Origin of the sequence: Amycolatopsis sp. CB00013 (assembly GCF_001905755.1) — a bacterium.
In the GTDB taxonomy this organism is placed as follows: domain Bacteria; phylum Actinomycetota; class Actinomycetes; order Mycobacteriales; family Pseudonocardiaceae; genus Amycolatopsis; species Amycolatopsis japonica.
Genome location: NZ_LIWC01000002.1, coordinates 275,460 through 292,025, shown reverse-complemented (window position 1 = coordinate 292,025; position 16,566 = coordinate 275,460). Strand labels below are relative to the sequence as shown.

The following is a 16,566-nucleotide window of genomic DNA, read 5'->3' as shown; positions in this document are numbered from 1 at the left end:
CGGCGGGCCCAGGCCTCGACCAGCCTCGTGCGGTCAAGATCGACTCCGTCGATCTTGACCGAGCGCTGTTGGTGTTGTGACCCGTTGCAGTGCCAGCTCGACCCCGAGCTTGACTGTTACAGACGCGATCACCAGGGCTTCACGGCTCGTTGTTCCGCACTCGACCCAGGTGGGGCTATGTCCGCCAGTCCGTCGATCGCTTGAACCTCGGCCGACGCGACCGCGGAATCCGCGCTCGGTTGCCCAGCAAGGCTGTTGACCAGCTTGCCTGCCCGGCCCGACATACCGGTAGAGCCATCCATCGGCAGCGAATCGACGGCAAATCTGGTTCACCGTCTGCCGCTGAGCGACCCCAAGCGCTTCGGCGAGCTCATCGTTATCCCATGGCTGGGCTGTAGAGCGAAGTGTCTCGAGGATGCGCTCCGAGATGGTCACTCATGTCCTCCGGCCAGCTCGGCAGCTTTGGCGGTCTTTGCGACGCTGCGGAGCCGACCATCGAAGTGCTGGTGCAGTGCGACGGCCCTGTTGGCGCTCCACTGGATCGCTTGCTGCCGGGCAGTGGCGTCTGCCGTACCCAGGTCGAAGCCATCGAGGTAGGTGGCGATGCGGCTGCTGCGGTTGTCGTCGAGGCGGTCCCAGGCCAACCCGAAGCCGACTGCCTCTTCCAGCGGCTCCCGGTCCGCGGAGAGCTCGTCGAAGATCTGCTTGGTCGAGGGCTTGCTGCCGGTGTCGAGGTAAATCTCGACGCGGTAGCCCTGCTTGGTGAAGGTGAGGCAGTAGTACCCGAATGGCCCGGAGGCGAAGCTGCACCAACTGTCGGTCTGTGTCTTCGGAGTCCGGATGGCCGTGTAGGTCGCGGCGATCTGGTCGAAGACGTCTTCGAAGAACGCCATGCGCTGCTGGTTCTTCGGCGAGGCCGCGGCCTTGGACATCTCTTTTGCCGCTTTCGCCCAGTCGTTAGGCTCGACTACGACGTCCAGCACCGGCGCCTTCAAGGAGTCACCGATGTGCACCACGCTCAGCTCGATCCCGAAGGCGCGGACGTCACTATCGGTGCGTTCGTTGAGCCAGGTCAGCGCGCTGCGGTGCTCGTCGCGGAGCCGCGTGGTGATCCAAATGGCGGTTGAAGCCTCGAGGCCGCTGGCGTATACGAGCAACTGGCCGAGGTGGGAGTGATCGCTCGGCTCGAGCTGGTTCTCGATGATCACAGTCTTGCCGGCCGGGTCCGTGGCGTGGATATCGAGGCGGAAGTCGCCGACCAGCACCTCCTGGCCGACGACTGTAAGCGGAAGACCGATCACGTCGCTCAGTACATCGATGTTCGCGGCGAGCCAGGGAGTGAAGTCGTTGGCCTCGTGTTCCCACACCTTGCGGGGGTTGGCGAGGCGTTCGAGTCGGCCGAGTCCAAGGGCGTCAGGAGCCATCTGCCATAGGTAGCACCGCGGCTGGCCTGCGACCTAGGGCCGAATGCCTCAACCATCGAGCGTGGCAAGGCGTCTTCAAGATCACCCAGGCGGTGTATCGACTCATCCGCTCGTCGGTGGATAACCTGCGAACGGGAGGGCTGGAAAGTTGATCACAACTTTCTTGCTAGAGGGGTGGATTTCACATGTTCAACATGTCGCGCTTTGTGCTGCGCGCTGGAAGTCTTAGCGCAGCCTGCTGCCTTGCGGTAGGGCTCTCAATGGGGACAGCGGTGGCTGAAGCGCCGCCAAAGGTTGATCTGACTCCGGGGGCGCCCGGTGTCGAGCAGACAGGCTCGGACGCTTGGGTGGTCCATTTCAAGTCGACGAAGTCGCCGGACCGCGCTGGGGTCTGCCGGAACACGTTCATTCAGCCGTCCATCGTGGCGATCGGAACGGCTACGGCGGTGCACTACGGCTACAAGGCGTTCTGCACCGAGCCGGTCGAGTATACAGTGACAGCCAAGATCTTCACGAACGATCCTGGCGGCTACCTCGATGAAGCCGGGTCTGTCCGCGGTGCCGGCGTGTCTCAGCAGCCATCGGTGCTCGGGAACTCGTTTCTGTGCTCGAATAACAACAACAATGCCTGGACGCCGTACGCCGAAGGACAGGTTCGCGGCATGGGGTTCTCTCAGTCTGGTAATCCAGTTACGGTCGGCTGCACCTTCATCGGGTAACTAAGCCCACTCGCTCCGGCGTCGTCTGGCCAGCTCTCCCAGTTCGAATCGAACCAGGGCGGCGCCGGATGCGGGGTTGGTGCATGATCGCTACCATGAGTTATGACTATTTCGACGCTCGTAACCGCTGAGGTTCTCTCGCGTACGGACGAAGCGCAGGTATGGCACGGTGGCTTGTCTGCGAGTGAGAACTTTCTGCACCTCACTCTGATCGTCGAGAAGCAGCCAAGCAAAGGTATCGGGACGAGGCCGTTGGCGCTCGACGTTCAGTTCCCAGATCTGTTCGCTGTTTCAGTGGAGCACCCCGATGGGACGGTGACTTCGCTCGCGTACGGCGTCGCAAGTGGTGCCGACCCACTGGTGACCTCGTTGGTCGCGAACGTGGACGCGGCACCTGGGAACTACGTTTTGAAGACAGAGTCTGCCGCGCTCGACATTAATTACAGCAGGGCCTTCAGTGTTGGGTAGGCAGGGGGAATTCGGGCTTGTGGTTCGGGCGCCTTCGATCGCCCAGATCGCCAGCTGATCCAGGGTGACGCTCTGGATCAGCACTGCGGTGAGTGCGGTTACGCCGCCTGCCCGTCGAGTCGGCGAACGCGCCGGTCGAGGTCGTGAACTGCTGTTTCCATCTTCGCGAGTTCGGAGCCGACGGCGTTCTGAATCTCATCGAGCTGCTCGTCGATGTCGTTGAAACGTTGGTCCATGGCATCGAGGCGATCGTCGACAGCATCGAAACGCCTGTCTATGGTGTCGAGGCGGTTGTCAATCGAGTCGAAACGCTTATCCATGCCGTCGAGTCGATCGCCGAGGCGCTGTTCGGACTGCGACACGGTAGTCGTTACAAATTGCTTCAAATCTTCGAATAGCTGCTCATTTGTCATATATGTCCATTATGTAAAACTGGAACTGAAGCGTCAAGATCAACTTTCGTTGGCTGCGTAGCGCTAAGACCCATGTCCCACGAGGCAATCTGGTTCGGTATGTATGCGCACTTGCCGGCAGTCACGGACTGTTCATGGATATCGCCCTTTCGTGTTATTGGCCGGACGCCCACGCTCGCACTATCCACTCTGCGTGCTGCTCGCCAAAGCGGTGGTGCGTGCGCGTTACCGCGATCTGCTGCGAGGTATACTCGTTGATCATTTTAGAGGGGGCCTACTCCATGACCAAGTACGGCTACAAGTTCTATACCTTTAGCGTGCATAAGCCGCGCGACAACGATGCGCGACTGTCGCTCGGTGAACTCCGGGGCGAAAGTGCCCAGGCGCAGGGCATGTCGCCATCGCGTACCGATGCGCTGATCGCCCTGTTTGGCCTGCTCAACGGCATGTTGGGACGGCGAGTCGACGAGCGCACGAAGCATCTCACTATTCAAGATGTCCGACCGGCTGGACGGTCTGTCCGCTTCAAGGTCGATCTTGGTACTAGTGGCGTGAGTTCCACCTTCATCGATCCCGCTGCGGCGAACGCGAAGCCGATCTTCAAGCGCGCAGAGAAGCACATCGAGAGCAACGAGCGGCGTGGCCTCATCGTTGCTGGCACGAAGTCGACCGTCGGGATGATCGCCCTGGAGTCATGGTCCAATTCGACCGGGAGTAGCCAGCTCATGCCGCTCCTGAAGCGCGGCTTCAGCGCTCACACCGGCCTGGTCATCGACTTCGACGCCGTGGTTCACGAGCAGGCGCTGCACGCCTTTCTTGAAGAGGCGCAGATTGGCGCGATCACGCTGCGTCGCGCGGGACTGCCCCCGGATCTCGCAGACCAACTGGAGGTACGCGACAAGGAAGCACCGCTCGGCCGGCTAGAGATGAAGATCAGCCGCGGGAGGATCCCCGAGTTCAAACAGCGGCTTACCGACAAGTTCCGTAACGACGACCAAGCGCGAGCCCAACTACTCTCTGTGGGCGGTCTCGACTTCGACGAGGTCAACGTCAAGATGCAGGTCGGGGACCGCAGCACCACCCTGTCGATCGCGGCTGAGCGCATGCCGTCCTTCGTCTATCAGATCCCTGGTCGCGAGGCGCCCTCCGACGAGGAGTTCTACAGCGAGGTGCAGCAGATGGTGCCCGAGGTAGCGCGTGCGTTTGGCGCGATTGTCGGTGCTGGGTGGGAGACTGGGAACTGGTCCTCAAGCAGCCAGAAGACCGTCGTAGATCTGCCGACGCAGGAGGGGGCGCGTGGCGAGGAGAGCGGCGAAACTTAGGAGTAAGTTTTCCACGTTAGCCCTGATAAGCGATCACTATGCTACCCTGCGTGACGCTTCGTCGGGGCGTCCGCGGATCCGGGACTACGGCATGTTCGTGGGACTCCCGCTGGGTCTGGCAGCCATCTCCTGGCTTCGGGGCGCTAAGGCTGGCCACGTCCCCGAGGTGCTCGCCGCGGTTGCCATCCTCACCGGGCTGATCTTCAACGTGTTCGTGTTGCTGTTCGACCTCACGATGCGCGCCACCGACAAGACGGATCCAGCACACCAAGCAACTATCAACAAGCTGGCCGACGAGCTGCGAGCCAACATCTCGTATGCGGTCCTCCTTGGCTTGCTGCTCACGGGGCTGTTCGGCGGGCTCGCGCTCTTCACCGACACTGGGCAGCCGCTACCGGTACCGGTGAGCGCAGTGATCGTCTTCGTCGCAGTGCAGATGCTGTTGACGATCTCCATGATCTTGAAGCGAGTGCGGGCGCTGTACCGAGCGTTCCGGCGAGTTGGGCCGGAGAAGATCCCGTAGTCGCCGCTTCAGGGGACCGATGTGGGGGGCTTCAAGCCTGCCCGCGGCGATGGCGCGTGCCCCAGCTAGCACAGTCGCGCTGCTGCCTCTGCCAGAACTGCAGGGCGGGTACACCCTGTTCGGGAGGGGTGCGGTCGCTGAAGGGGTCGGGCAGCTTGTTGACCCGAAAGTAGCCAGCTCCCGGCTGGCCCCTTCGTGTGCCTGCGACGTGCACCACGAGCGAGTCGAGAGGTGGAAGGCCACGTGCTTCGCACCGCCAGTGGAAGGCTTCCATGAAGCTCGACACCAGATGCGAGTCGCCGCCTTGGTGTAGCTCCTGAGGTGCGGCTAAACCCGCGGCAGCGAAGACCAGGCTGTAGTGGATAGTCGAGCCGTTGTTGTGAGCGCCGTTGAAGATGACATGCTCGATGGCATCGTCGACCTGCTCGCTGGTGAAGTGCGAAGATGTCACGCTGCGCTTTCCTTATCGCCTGTAAGTCTATTGGGCCAGGTCAAGATAGCCGTAGTGGTCTTGCTAGAGGATCTTTGCCGCGAAAGCTACTACTGCTGCCAGCAACCCGAGCATGGCGGTGAGCGGCCCTGCCTGAATCGCTCGCGCCGCGGTCGACCGAACTCTCTGGAACGGCGTCGGGGGCACCACTGATGCTCCCGCAGGCGGCTTAGCGATCTCGGGGATAAGCCACGCTGTTGGGCCCGTGTAGTGCTGCAGCATCTGTCCGCACGCGCGGATGGCGCGGTGTACCCGCGTCTCGTCGTCCAGATCGTCAGACGCCCAGTAAAGCCACACCGCGAGGTACTCGCACCGCTCGAAACCAGGTTCACCCGGCTCACGCCCTGCTGACTTCGCTACGTTCTTTCGCAAGCTTCGAGCCCGAAGCCGCAACGTTTGTTTCGTGCTCGCCCGTGCAGCTTCGATGACGATGACCCCGCTGGGCGCGAAACAGCTCTCCACCATGTGGCAACGCCGCATAGTAGAGAGAGCGCCTAGTATCACTCGTACATCCATCAGTATTCGGCTCTCCGCGGATAGCATCTTCATGAGAAGAACCAATGCGACCGGGGCGAAGAAGAAAAAATTGACCACGCCCCGTTCGACTTCAAACCAGATATCTGCCAAGTTCAGCATGGGTGCCAGCGCCACTGGTACAACCAACGTCGAGCAGAGCAGCAGCGTCACCGGGAGTGCAAAACGGGACACGAGCTGATCATGCATTCGCTCAACCTCCTCGTCGGTGTACCCATATTCGATAAGTGTCGCAACATCACTATAGATATATCGTCTACGTAGCAGGGCTCTGTTCGCGGTCACCATCACCCGGGTTAACCTGCGGAAGATCTTGTCGAGTAGCGTCATTCGGCGGATGTCATTGACCCATTTGCGATGCTCGTCGGCAGTGTAGTCCTGGCGCGTGTCTCGTCGCATCGGGTAATGCTACTGAACAGTCAAGATCAATCTTGTTTGGCCGCGTGGCGCGAAGTGTTGCGTCCAAGACTACGAATGATCCAGCTGAGTTCATGGTCAGTGTCTTCATTCTTGGACGCTTCATGCCAGCTGGGTTCTGAGTTTGTTGCTTCTGTTGAGCGATAGTGCTCGTCAACTTTCGCAAACAAGATCTATCTTCGGAAAGAAGTTGGACATGCGCTCCTTGCGGGTGCTGAGTAGTTTCACTGCGTTGGGTGAACTGACTTGCTACCCATTGAGTCGATCTTGAAACTCGGCGATGGTGGTGTTGTCGAATAGTCGCGAATGTGTTCGGCGCAATATCGTTATGGTCCCCTCTCGCTGACAAGGATTCTGAAATGGCTGCATGTAAGACCGTCACACCTGCAAGCTGGCTGAATGATACCTCCGCCGCGCCGTGTCCGGCATGGTGCGACGGAGGTCATAAAGAAAACGACCACCCGGAAGATCGGATGCACTACTCGCCTCGGCTGTTGGAATTCCGCCCTACCTTGCTCGATCCGTACTTCTATCACCAGCGTAAGGATGGTTCTGGCCTTTACGATCACGGCGAGTGGAGTCTGTCCGTGTTCACGGAGCAGAAGTGGCGCGATCGTGAGGCAACCATTGTGATTGAGCCCGACATGATGCAAGGTCCAGTTGGAGAAGGGCTACGGCTGACCGTTGACGAGGCGAGGAAGCTTCGACGCGCTCTGAGTAGGGCGCTCAACCTCGCCTCGTCGAAGACCAAGGCCGAGCGGCGACCGCAGCTTGAAGTGGTCCCACAAGCGTCGTGATCCGAGGGCGGGCTGCGGAGGCAGTGCTGACGCAGTCGTGACGTCGCGGTGCTTCCTTCTCGTGGAGTCGACAACGAAGCTGGCGGGCATGCCGCTCTTCGAACTCACTGCCGATGCCCTCGAGGCCGTTCCGTCGTCGACGTTCGCCGAGGAGCAGGTACTCGAGCGGGCCGACCTGCAGCGGCTACTGCGGGCGCAGATCGACGCCGTGATCGAGGACGTCCTCATCGTGAGTGAAGAGTTCGCCGAGTTCGCTGGCGCACGGCGACGGATCGACCTGCTCGGCGTCGACCGTGAGGGCAAGCCCGTCGTCATCGAGCTCAAGCGCACGACTGACGGCGGGCACCTCGAGCTCCAAGCGCTGCGCTACGCCGCGATGGTCTCAACGCTTACCTTCGACGACGTTGCTGAGGCATACGAGCGCTACCTGCTCCAAGCGGAGCCGGACGCCGCAGGTACTGCCCGTACGCGGCTGTCGGAGTGGCTGGAAGACGTCGGTGGGGAGGACGCCGTCCTCACTCGGGACGTGCGGGTGGTGCTGGTATCCGCTGGCTTTGACCGTGAGATCACCACGACAGTCCTTTGGCTGAACGAGGTGTATGGGCTGGACATCCAGTGCGTCCGGCTCACTCCCTACAAGGTGGGGGAGCGGCTGCTACTGGATGTCCAGCAGGTCATTCCGCTACCTGAGGCGGCCGATCTCACTGTCCAGCTGCGGCGGCGGGAGTCACAGGCACGCGCTGCGCGGGTGAGCGACGGCCGCGACTGGACGCCGTACGCAATTACGACGCCTGCGGGCACGACTGAGCCACTCCGGAAACGGCAGGCGGTCCTCGCGCTGGTGCAAGGGCTGCACGCGGCGGGGGTGCCGGCCGCGAGGATCGCCGCGGTGCTGCCAAACTCGCGGTTCCTCAACCTTGAGGGAACACCGTCGGACGAGGAAGTCGTAAGCGAGTTCATCGCGGCGCACCCCAAGACGAAGGATCACCTGGGGCGCTGGTTCGTCGACGCACCGCTGCGTGAGGCGGATCGCACCTGGATCCTGAGCAAGATGTGGGGCCGGACGACCGAAACTATCTTGAGCAAGCTGCTCGAGCTTGCGCCGGAGGGGCAGCCGTTCGGGTATGAGGCCAAGCCGCAGGCGTGATTCTGTGTTGAGCTCGTTGGTGTGCTGCGCTAAGTGAGCCCTTCTTGCCGCGAACCTTTGCGGTCCGTCACATCGTTGGGTGTCATACCGCCAACTCGGTGAACGGCGACTAGGCTCCGGGAAAGTCCGTTGGCGCGTAGGGGCGCTGCTCTATTTGGTGAAAGGCTGTGCGGATGGCTCAGAAGGTTAGTGTCGAGATTATCGACGATCTCGACGGCGGCGAAGCGACGCAGACGGTGCCCTTCGGGCTTGACGGTGTGCAGTACGAGATCGACCTGTCGGATGAGAACGCCGAGGCACTGCGCGAGGTGCTCGACCGCTACGTCGCAGCGGGTACGCGCACTGGTGGGCGCAAGCTCCGGGTCGCGGCTGGCCAGTCGACCGCGGCGGGAAGCGGTCGCACCACGACGGCTTCCGATCGTGAGCGCAACCAGCAGGTGCGCGCTTGGGCGTCGGAGAACGGGTACCAGGTCGCTGAACGTGGACGCATCCCGAACGAGATCTATGAAGCGTTCGACAACGCCGACTCTGGTGACGCGCAGGTCGACGACGTCGAACTGGAGTCGGTGGAAGAAGCTCCCGCGAAGCCGGCGCGCAAGCGGGCCCCGCGGAAGAAGAAGACGGACAACGGCTAAACCTTGAGAAAATAGCTACCTGTCGTTCGTAAGCGCCGTGGTGCTCCGCTAGGTAGCTGCTTCTCGAGGTCTCCTAAAATAGAGAAGATTGATGAAGATTGATGCAGGGCCCGCCAGGTGGGCCCTGCACATCTTCTGTTATGGTAGGTTCTCTGCAAGCCACTCGATGAGCTGAGTAAGCTTGCCAACGCAGAGCGCAACCTTCATGGCCTGCAGCAACTTCTTGGCCCATAGCCTTGCTTCGCCTCTCTGTGATGCGTCGCCTGGGTCGAGAGATTCGATTTTGTTAATAGTCATTAATTTTCCTTTCGGGTTGATTCCTACGACTCGATGGCTTCTCCTTCGGGTTCGTCGGATGAGAGAACCGTATCGAGTTCTTGGATAGAGTCAATGCTTTGGAATCGCCGTTTGTAAGGCGCGAATTTTCTGAGTGTAAATGAATGCTTTTGCTGAAATTCCCACCTGGAAAAACGTGATATGTAACGATTGAGTCAAGCGCCTAGGCTGCGCTAGCTGAGTCAGACTGTTGCTTCAAGGCAGAGGCAGAGGCGTTCTCCTGCTCGCCTTCGAGTGGAAGCTACTTGTTCGACCGGCGCCGCCTGGGACACGTCTGCGAACGGCCGTGGACGCACGAGTGCGAAACTGAGGGCAACGTGACAACCCAAGGAGTTCGGCGTGGTCTCTGACGCCCTCGAAGGACCAGTCCCGGCGTTGAGCGGACGGGGCCAGGCAGTTTTCGATCTGCTGGACAAGGTCATCGGCGCGCAGGCACCGCTGGTCCGTAAGAACATCGCCCGGGCGCGACAGCGCAACCCGGAGGCGACACCGGCGGAGGTGGTCCGCACCTTGGAGCGGATGTATGTCGGTGCCTTGGCAAGCACAGGGGCCGCGGTCGGGGCCACAGCGGCGGCGCCCGCGGTCGGTACTGGTATCGCGCTGGCGTTGTCGGCGGGGGAGTTTGTCTCCTCGCTCGAGTTGAGCACCCTGTTCGTGCTCTCGCTCGCCGAGGTCCACGGGGTCCAGCTGGACGAGATCGAACGCCGCCGCACGCTCGTCATGGGCATCCTGCTCGGTCAGTCCGGCTCCGAGGCCATCATCGGCAAGGTCGCCGAGCGCACCGGCCAGCACTGGGCCCGTCAGGTCGTCGGCAAGGTGCCCGCGGCGACCCTGATCAAGATCAACAAGGTCTTGGGCAGAAACTTCGTTACCAAGTACGGCACAAAGCAAGGAATCATCGTGCTCGGCCGAGTGGTCCCGTTCGGCATCGGTGCGGCGATTGGCGGCGGAGCCAATGCCACCATGGCAGCCTTGGCTGTCCGGGCTTCTCGGCGTGCGTTCGGCCCGGCTCCGCAGGCGTGGCCCGAGGAACCGCCGGACGAGACCGCCAACGCTGGGTTGGCTTAGCCATGACTCTTCGTGGCGCCTAGGAGGCATCTCTGCCGCCAGTTCCCGACGTAACGTGCCTTGCCGCGACGCCGACTTCTTACTACCGAAGTCTGGTGGCCGGAGGTGAGTTCGGATGCATGACCAGCACATGTGGCGCGGCCTGGCCGTCACCTATGCCGTCGTGGCGATCATCCAGCTCTACCTCGGGGTATCGACCGGAGCGACGTGGGCGGGAGTCCTGGCGGCGGTGTGGCTGCTTGCGGCGCTCGGAAGTGGTGCGGCCGCTCGTTGGCAAGGCCACCACGCCCATGACGATGACGTTGCCTCCGACGAATCTGCCCGGGGCTGCCTGAGTTCGACGGAAGAGGAGTTGGTGCAGTGGGCAGCCCGCAGGGCTAGTGATCGGACACTGTGACCACCGTGCAACAGGTGCCGGATCCGACCTCCTACCGCGGCCAACATGAGTTGCTTGACTTTCTTGTGTTGGGAGGCGGCAGGGACAGCTCTCTTCGCGAGCTCTGTCTGTACTTCAACGAGGCCCCCGCTACGGGGCTGCTCTATACCGGTCGCGGGTTCGAGCGTTTGGACGGCGGGGGCGATCTGCCGCAGGTTCGCGACCGCATCACCAGCGCCGATGTCCTATCGCTCACCTTCTTGAGCGTCACGGATCGGCTGCCCGACGTCGCCTCCTCCACGATGGTCACCCATGCCGACGAGATCACCAGGCTGCTCGCGCAGCTGCCGGTCGACGTCGACATGCACGAAGTTGGGTGGCCGGTGTACGCACCCGGTTCGCCGGCTTCGGAACTGCATGAGCTCCTGCGACGGTGTGGCGGAACGGACCGCTGGGTGACAGCGAACAAGTTGCTGGCTCGTAAGCGACCGCGGCTCCTGCCGGTCTATGACAGCAAGGTGAAGGCGTTGCTCGGGGCGCCGAGCAGCTTCTGGGAATGCCTGTGGACGTGGTTCACTGGCGATCCGCGGCGGGTCGTCGGGCTGCGGGGCCTCCGAGACGAAGCCGGCGGAATCGAGGACATCAGCTTGCTGCGCTGCCTAGATGTCGTGCTGTGGATGCGTGCAGCAGGCTCTCGCATCGGCACCGACGAGCCTGGATCGGCGCAACGCACCAGTGCGAGGGCGTGGCGAAACCCCCGCAAGAAGCGGTGGTGACCGTTCGGCGATAAGGCTTGAGTGCTCGAGCAGAGGGCCCCTCGGTCATTTGGCCGAGGGGCTCTCTGTCTTAGATGCGGCGTCTCGCTATTGAGCTTGGCCATCTTCAGTGACTACATGGCCGTGCGCTCCGATGATGCGAACCCCATCGTCGTGCAACACCAGCTTGGGCGGCGCACCGTCGATGCCCGCGCCCGAGTACCACATCGGCTGCTTGGGCGGATTCACATACGAGGTCACGACCCCGGAGTCTTCGATGTCGATCCGGTTGTCACCTTCGGTACGTTCGTCACAGACGTAGACACCGGCCGCAGGAGCGGCTTCAGGTCGACCAGCTGGCCAGCCCTTCAAACGAAAATCCGGCTTGTTGTTTCGCGTGCACGGCGGAACATCTTGCGAGACGCCGTTTACCGAGATTTCCGTGTCGCCGAACTCCCAGCCGTGCACCCACAGTATCGGGCGTCCTTCATAGGAGTCGAAGACTATCTCGACATATCCACCCGGTGGAGTTCTTTCTGTAACATCGAACAGCTCTCCGGGCTTCAGGTCGAACGCCATGGGACAGTGACTGAGCCTGACGGTGATTGGAGCGCTCAACGCGCTGACTACCTGCACCGTATTGACGATCGACGACATGCTCACCGCTTCAGTGTAACGTCGGCTTCCTGCGCCGCAAGGTGGGACAAGCCGCCTCAGGGCACTGACCTGACAGGTCAGAACGACATGTATTTCTCGCACTTGGTAGTGCCCGAAAGGTTGTCGAGCCAAGCATGAACCGCTACGTGGCTGGCACCGTTGATCACGATCAAACCCGACCGGGCCCCGTCAAATCCCGATGCTCCGGTGCGAAAAAACGTCGACTTTCCACCTGCTGTCGCGGAGAAGTGGAGAGTCCCGCCCCCAGAACCGAGCCATTTAGAGAGGCCGACACCAACAATGCGAAACTTGGCAGTGTTCAGTCCTGAATTCATATCGACCAAGTAGACCGTGTCGCCGCAGTTTGGACGCTTCGGCGGGTCTAGAGCCAAGGCTGTGGAACTTGTTGTCAGTGTCAGCGCGAAAGCAAAAAGCAGTGCCGCGCACGAACGAGCAAACTTCATCGCGTTACTCCCCCTCAATTATCCCCCGACAGACAAGTTGGCTGCAACTCGCAGCTAAGCGGAGTCCGAATAATGTTGACTATAGGCCAGTCGAGTGAACAAAAAGGACTCACCGGAAACCGGCCTTACTTCGTATATTTCTTGCGGATTCCGCATAATCGCAGCGCCTAGTTGATCTTCTCAGTTGCCTGCGCCTGGTGCCGATTTCCGCTCACGAAGCGAGCAGACGCAGTGCAGCCCGCCCCGCGATGGCGCGCCGAACGAGCGCATGAGGGTGCCGGGAACATGCTGGGTCATCGTTGGGGAACCGCCGACAAACAGGCCCGCCGAGACCCCGTGCAGCCGTGAACCCCCAATCTGGCCCTCTTGGCGAGACCAGTCAGCGTTTTGAGGGCACATGAACCCCTGCCCTTGTATCTTTCGCTAGTTCGTCCCCGAGAACCCACACGAAAGCCACGCCCGCTCGCGGGAAGATCTGGCCATCGAAGCCGACGTCGATCGTCTTCGCCGCAGCGGAATCCGTAGATCTCTCGACCCGGGACGAGTCCGGGCTGGCGAAGTAGTCCAGCACGTTCACATAGCGGATGTCTGCTTGGCTGTAGTTGAGCTGCACGTGGAAGCCCTTTGTTGGGCGGGGAAGATCGAGGTACAAGAGGTGCCCGTGGCGTTGCACGAGTACTCGGCAGGTGTAGGAGAGCGTGATCTCTTCTCCGGTTGCAGCAGCCTTGCCGAGGCCCACGCTGTAGAGCTGTGCCCCGCGGCGCTCGGTGCGCCGGATCTTTTGCTCCTTGCCGTTGACTGATAGCTGTTCGAGTTCGAAGGCATCGTTGCTCTCTGCTTTCACGGAGCCATGCGGCTCGAAGTACCAGGCTGATGTGGTCGCTGGGTCGCGCAGGAGCTCGCGGTATTCCGCCAGGTCGGCGACGCAGGCAAAGCGCATTGTCGAGCTCGCCGGTCTGACGCGGTACTCCCAGCGAATCGTGGCAACGAACATGGAGCCATGACCTCTGACAGGCCCTGCCGCCCACGGATGTAGCGACACTGAAACGTCGACATCGCGCCACCGCTCGGGAGAGCGAATGACTTGTTCGCGCAGGTCAGCGTAGGCATCGCGTGCCAGTTCGGAGTCACGCACGCGTAACCCGATGGCGTTGGTGGCGATGCGGTCGAGCGTGTCGTCTGAGGCGATGCCCTTCAGTCCCTCGGGCCTGAAGGCGAAGCCGTCGAGGACAGCGTCGCGGATAGCCGGCGCCTCCTGCCGGATGGCGCTGCGGAAGTGCTCGGTGGCTCTTTCGTCCGCTTCCCTTCGGGCGTAGTACTCGAAGATGACGGCAATCAGCCCGGCGCTGAGCAGCGTGGTGCCGAGTTCGCTGGTGGGCCACCCGATGAGCCAGCTCAACGTTGGCGTCGTGGCCACGGCGTGTGAGAGAAAGAGAAGCCCGGTGCCAGCCACGGCGACTACAAGCCCCGCGAGGCGAAGCTTGGTCTTGTAGAGCTGGTCGAGAAGGTGGTTCATTCACCACCCATTGTAGCAATGTTTGTCTCATAGTTGAATAGTGAAACGAGAGCCCTGAGCGGCAACGACCCAGGACTCTCGCCACTTCGGTACACGGGAGCAGATCAGCCGCCGGTGCCACCGCCACCGCCGCTTCGGGCAACACTCATGTCGACACCTCCTTCTAAAACCGCAGGTCACGGGCCGCTTTCTCGGCCAGGCGAGACAATATCCTATTTTGGGATATTGACAAGTGTCGCGGTCGTCTTGCCCTGTGGAAAAGTCGATCTACTCCGCCGAGTACCAGCTACTCTGCACGCTCCTCCGCGAGTTGCGCCTCGAGGCTGGGCTGACGCAGGTGCAGGTGGCCGAGAGGCTCCAAGTGCCGCAGTCGTTCGTGAGCAAGTACGAGGCCGGGGAGCGACGACTCGACTTGATCGAGTTGATGCACGTGACGAACGCGTTGGATGCAGACCTGCGGCTATTACTCAATCGACTTGATTTCAAGTGATCATATGAGCTAAAGCCGCCAGCGGCACTAGTGTTCCGCGCTGCGGTGGGCCGACCGTAATGCGCGGTTGTGCAGATGCTCGCGCATCTCCTCCGCAGCCGCCGGTACCGTGCCACCCCAGCGTAGAACCAAAATAACTAACCAGATTGAACGGTCTGCTGGAGCACCAGCACTAACGTTCCCCCACTTGGGTGGCAACAGAGCATTCTGTATCCGACGATCAGGTGAAACCGTAACGATGGCGACTCTGGCGCGACCCTTTCGACGTGACTGCCTACCGTAAAGACAGCTGGTAGGCCACTATGAGACCGTGGCAGCTACCCAGCTCCCACGGCCGTGGGCTCGATAGGTTCGCGACGCATGAGAGAGCAGGCAACATGTCGGGAGCAGTGTTCCTTTCTCCGGCGTACGACCGGAGTGAGTATCTAGGCGCCGAAAGCCTCGGCATCCGCGCCATTGCAGCGGCACTCTATAACCGCGGAGTCGAGGTCGAAGTATTCGATGAAGTTGCAGAGATTGACTCGGCTTTGATAAGTGCCCTTCAGTCGGCAAGCTTGATCGGTATCGGAACTCTGTTTACCAGACAGATCCCTGCTGCATTACTGCTGGTTAAGCAAGCGAGGGCTATTGCACCAAATGCGCACATTACAATGGGGGGCCAAGGTGTGGCATTCCTGTGGGAGCAAGTGCTCAACGATTGCCCTGACCTTGATTCGTGCTGTATGTATGAAGGCGACGACATCGTATGTGAAATCTGGGATAGAATGCTTCAAAAACTGCCATTAATTGGGATTTCTGGCCTATATGTCCGACAGGTCGGAGGCCAAGTAGAAGCTCCCCCGCGAGCACGAAACCCAGTTGAAGATCTTGACAGCCTCCCATTTGTGTACCGCGGAACAAGGGTCGAGAACTACCGTGACGGTCACGCGACGATGTACACCAGTCGAGGTTGTGCGGCACACTGCTCGTTCTGCCAGTCTGGAAACTATGGTAACAGGTATCACAAACTCACCAAATGGAGACATAGATCCGCTTCTCATATAGTTACAGAGATCGAGTTTCTCCTGACGCTTGGTATAACCGCGATAAGTATCGTGGACGACGATTTCTTGGGCGGCGATGGAAGAGGGCGAGCCAGAGCTGAAGAGTTCGCGCAGTTAATCGATGATCGAGGTATATGCATCACATTTTCTATCGAGTGTCGAGTGGATGAAATCGATCAAAGCATACTGTCGACGCTACGACGAGCAGGTCTTCGGCATGTTCTTATTGGAATCGAGTCAGCCAACCAGTTCGACGACAATCTCTTCGCAAAGAAAGTTAGCACTGAAGAGATCGAGACTGCCATTACACTCCTGCGACGACTGGATATAGACTTCTCGGCAGGATTTATCATGTTCCACCCACTCTCCACGGTAGATAGGTTGCAGGAAAACCTATCGTTCATGGCGAAGCACAAGATAGGCACCTACCGTCGGGTGACCAATCGCCTCGAGCTCTACCCTGGCGCACCTCTGTTGTCGTACTTTCGGAGACGCGGCGTAGATTTCCGCGAAGATTCCTACCGCCTCTACTATGACTTTGTCGATCCTGTCGTGGCTCGCTACTATAGCGTAGCGCGCACAATCTTGCACCCCTTTATAGAGCTTGAAAGCGCTGCGGAAACGGCACGTTTTGCGGCCGATAATGCAAGTACATCCACCTCTCGGCGTGAGATCTACCTATTGACCATGGAAATTTCAGGCGCACTTGTCGATGCCGCCGATAAATGTTTAGCTCATATCATGGGTGGCAACGCTGATGCCGAGTTAGAACGCCTATCGCCACTTATTATCGATACCGTACGAGGGCTATCTGCACGAGTCGCAAATGTGAAGTCACGCGAGGCCGGCGAAGCTGATCTAAACAGAAAGGAGGTGGAGCGATGATTGCGTGCGTAGACGGTTGGGTGAATGGCAACGGCGGCGGAGGCTAACGACTAGCCTGCCACTTGCGTAAGAGGAGCGGATGACTAC

Annotated in this window: 19 protein-coding genes; 12 read left to right on the top strand and 7 right to left on the bottom strand. The window is 60.5% G+C overall.

Annotation, left to right across the window (positions count from 1 at the left end; translation table 11 throughout):
- Positions 1-431: 431 nt before the first annotated feature.
- The gene (locus AMK34_RS11300; RefSeq protein ID WP_073845070.1) at positions 432-1,424 is read right to left on the bottom strand and encodes a DUF4268 domain-containing protein; all 993 of its coding nucleotides are present in this window, start codon (positions 1,422-1,424) and stop codon (positions 432-434) included.
- A gap of 272 nt (positions 1,425-1,696) precedes the next feature.
- Between AMK34_RS11300 and AMK34_RS11295 the strand changes: the two genes are divergently transcribed.
- Positions 1,697-2,143: a hypothetical protein gene (locus tag AMK34_RS11295; RefSeq protein WP_143202431.1), complete on the top strand. Its 447-nt coding sequence runs from the start codon at positions 1,697-1,699 to the stop codon at positions 2,141-2,143.
- Between the two features lie 102 nt (positions 2,144-2,245).
- The gene (locus AMK34_RS11290) at positions 2,246-2,611 is read left to right on the top strand and encodes a hypothetical protein (protein ID WP_073845066.1); all 366 of its coding nucleotides are present in this window, start codon (positions 2,246-2,248) and stop codon (positions 2,609-2,611) included.
- A gap of 98 nt (positions 2,612-2,709) precedes the next feature.
- Here the strand turns inward: AMK34_RS11290 and AMK34_RS11285 are convergent, their stop codons facing one another.
- Positions 2,710-3,024 carry a hypothetical protein gene (locus AMK34_RS11285; RefSeq protein ID WP_073845064.1) on the bottom strand — a complete coding sequence of 105 codons (315 nt, stop codon included), beginning with the start codon at positions 3,022-3,024 and terminating at the stop codon, positions 2,710-2,712.
- Between the two features lie 281 nt (positions 3,025-3,305).
- On the opposite strand from AMK34_RS11285, the gene AMK34_RS11280 reads away from it, so the two are divergent.
- Positions 3,306-4,346 (top strand): hypothetical protein, encoded by a 1,041-nt coding sequence (locus AMK34_RS11280; protein ID WP_143202430.1) that lies wholly within the window; start codon positions 3,306-3,308, stop codon positions 4,344-4,346.
- A 91-nt stretch (positions 4,347-4,437) separates the two neighbouring features.
- Positions 4,438-4,869 carry a hypothetical protein gene (locus AMK34_RS11275; protein WP_073845061.1) on the top strand — a complete coding sequence of 144 codons (432 nt, stop codon included), beginning with the start codon at positions 4,438-4,440 and terminating at the stop codon, positions 4,867-4,869.
- A gap of 31 nt (positions 4,870-4,900) precedes the next feature.
- Here AMK34_RS11275 and AMK34_RS11270 read toward each other — a convergent pair whose 3' ends face one another.
- Complete coding sequence (locus AMK34_RS11270; protein ID WP_073845059.1) at positions 4,901-5,320, bottom strand: hypothetical protein; 420 nt, start codon at positions 5,318-5,320, stop codon at positions 4,901-4,903.
- A gap of 63 nt (positions 5,321-5,383) precedes the next feature.
- A complete protein-coding gene (locus AMK34_RS11265) occupies positions 5,384-6,292 on the bottom strand; it encodes a hypothetical protein (RefSeq protein ID WP_143202429.1) in 909 nt (302 codons plus the stop codon).
- Positions 6,293-6,669: 377 nt separating this feature from the next.
- On the opposite strand from AMK34_RS11265, the gene AMK34_RS11260 reads away from it, so the two are divergent.
- From AMK34_RS11260 to AMK34_RS11235, 6 genes are all read left to right on the top strand, one after another.
- The gene (locus AMK34_RS11260; RefSeq protein WP_143202428.1) at positions 6,670-7,107 is read left to right on the top strand and encodes a DUF6907 domain-containing protein; all 438 of its coding nucleotides are present in this window, start codon (positions 6,670-6,672) and stop codon (positions 7,105-7,107) included.
- 88 nt (positions 7,108-7,195) lie between these two features.
- Complete coding sequence (locus tag AMK34_RS11255; RefSeq protein WP_073846251.1) at positions 7,196-8,254, top strand: hypothetical protein; 1,059 nt, start codon at positions 7,196-7,198, stop codon at positions 8,252-8,254.
- 173 nt (positions 8,255-8,427) lie between these two features.
- Positions 8,428-8,889 carry a histone-like nucleoid-structuring protein Lsr2 gene (locus tag AMK34_RS11250; protein WP_073845053.1) on the top strand — a complete coding sequence of 154 codons (462 nt, stop codon included), beginning with the start codon at positions 8,428-8,430 and terminating at the stop codon, positions 8,887-8,889.
- 675 nt (positions 8,890-9,564) lie between these two features.
- On the top strand, positions 9,565-10,293 hold the full coding sequence (locus AMK34_RS11245) for a hypothetical protein (protein WP_073845051.1): 729 nt from the start codon (positions 9,565-9,567) through the stop codon (positions 10,291-10,293).
- 115 nt (positions 10,294-10,408) lie between these two features.
- A complete protein-coding gene (locus tag AMK34_RS11240; RefSeq protein ID WP_073845050.1) occupies positions 10,409-10,690 on the top strand; it encodes a hypothetical protein in 282 nt (93 codons plus the stop codon).
- A gap of 5 nt (positions 10,691-10,695) precedes the next feature.
- Positions 10,696-11,445, top strand: coding sequence for a DUF6308 family protein (locus AMK34_RS11235; protein WP_143202427.1), 750 nt, complete (start codon positions 10,696-10,698; stop codon positions 11,443-11,445).
- 87 nt (positions 11,446-11,532) lie between these two features.
- Here AMK34_RS11235 and AMK34_RS42630 read toward each other — a convergent pair whose 3' ends face one another.
- From AMK34_RS42630 to AMK34_RS11230, 3 genes are all read right to left on the bottom strand, one after another.
- A complete protein-coding gene (locus tag AMK34_RS42630; RefSeq protein WP_143202426.1) occupies positions 11,533-12,087 on the bottom strand; it encodes a hypothetical protein in 555 nt (184 codons plus the stop codon).
- 71 nt (positions 12,088-12,158) lie between these two features.
- Complete coding sequence (locus AMK34_RS42625) at positions 12,159-12,545, bottom strand: hypothetical protein (RefSeq protein ID WP_143202425.1); 387 nt, start codon at positions 12,543-12,545, stop codon at positions 12,159-12,161.
- A gap of 379 nt (positions 12,546-12,924) precedes the next feature.
- The gene (locus tag AMK34_RS11230; protein WP_073845047.1) at positions 12,925-14,061 is read right to left on the bottom strand and encodes a hypothetical protein; all 1,137 of its coding nucleotides are present in this window, start codon (positions 14,059-14,061) and stop codon (positions 12,925-12,927) included.
- Between the two features lie 253 nt (positions 14,062-14,314).
- Here AMK34_RS11230 and AMK34_RS11225 point away from each other — a divergent pair, with 253 nt between their 5' ends.
- Entirely contained in the window at positions 14,315-14,551 is a 237-nt protein-coding gene (locus AMK34_RS11225; protein WP_073845046.1) for a helix-turn-helix domain-containing protein, read from the top strand.
- A 377-nt stretch (positions 14,552-14,928) separates the two neighbouring features.
- A complete protein-coding gene (locus tag AMK34_RS11220; protein ID WP_158073284.1) occupies positions 14,929-16,479 on the top strand; it encodes a B12-binding domain-containing radical SAM protein in 1,551 nt (516 codons plus the stop codon).
- The last annotated feature ends 87 nt before the right edge of the window (positions 16,480-16,566 follow it).

Excerpts from the sequence above, each read along its gene's own strand:
- AMK34_RS11300 (WP_073845070.1), bottom strand. The coding sequence starts at position 1,424 with ATGGCTCCTGACGCCCTTGGACTCGGCCGACTCGAACGCCTCGCCAAC.
- AMK34_RS11290 (WP_073845066.1), top strand. The coding sequence starts at position 2,246 with ATGACTATTTCGACGCTCGTAACCGCTGAGGTTCTCTCGCGTACGGAC.
- AMK34_RS11285 (WP_073845064.1), bottom strand. The coding sequence starts at position 3,024 with ATGACAAATGAGCAGCTATTCGAAGATTTGAAGCAATTTGTAACGACT.
- AMK34_RS11280 (WP_143202430.1), top strand. The coding sequence starts at position 3,306 with ATGACCAAGTACGGCTACAAGTTCTATACCTTTAGCGTGCATAAGCCG.
- AMK34_RS11275 (WP_073845061.1), top strand. The coding sequence starts at position 4,438 with ATGTTCGTGGGACTCCCGCTGGGTCTGGCAGCCATCTCCTGGCTTCGG.
- AMK34_RS11265 (WP_143202429.1), bottom strand. The coding sequence starts at position 6,292 with ATGCGACGAGACACGCGCCAGGACTACACTGCCGACGAGCATCGCAAA.
- AMK34_RS11260 (WP_143202428.1), top strand. The coding sequence starts at position 6,670 with ATGGCTGCATGTAAGACCGTCACACCTGCAAGCTGGCTGAATGATACC.
- AMK34_RS11255 (WP_073846251.1), top strand. The coding sequence starts at position 7,196 with ATGCCGCTCTTCGAACTCACTGCCGATGCCCTCGAGGCCGTTCCGTCG.
- AMK34_RS11250 (WP_073845053.1), top strand. The coding sequence starts at position 8,428 with ATGGCTCAGAAGGTTAGTGTCGAGATTATCGACGATCTCGACGGCGGC.
- AMK34_RS11240 (WP_073845050.1), top strand. The coding sequence starts at position 10,409 with ATGCATGACCAGCACATGTGGCGCGGCCTGGCCGTCACCTATGCCGTC.
- AMK34_RS42625 (WP_143202425.1), bottom strand. The coding sequence starts at position 12,545 with ATGAAGTTTGCTCGTTCGTGCGCGGCACTGCTTTTTGCTTTCGCGCTG.
- AMK34_RS11230 (WP_073845047.1), bottom strand. The coding sequence starts at position 14,061 with ATGAACCACCTTCTCGACCAGCTCTACAAGACCAAGCTTCGCCTCGCG.
- AMK34_RS11220 (WP_158073284.1), top strand. The coding sequence starts at position 14,929 with ATGTCGGGAGCAGTGTTCCTTTCTCCGGCGTACGACCGGAGTGAGTAT.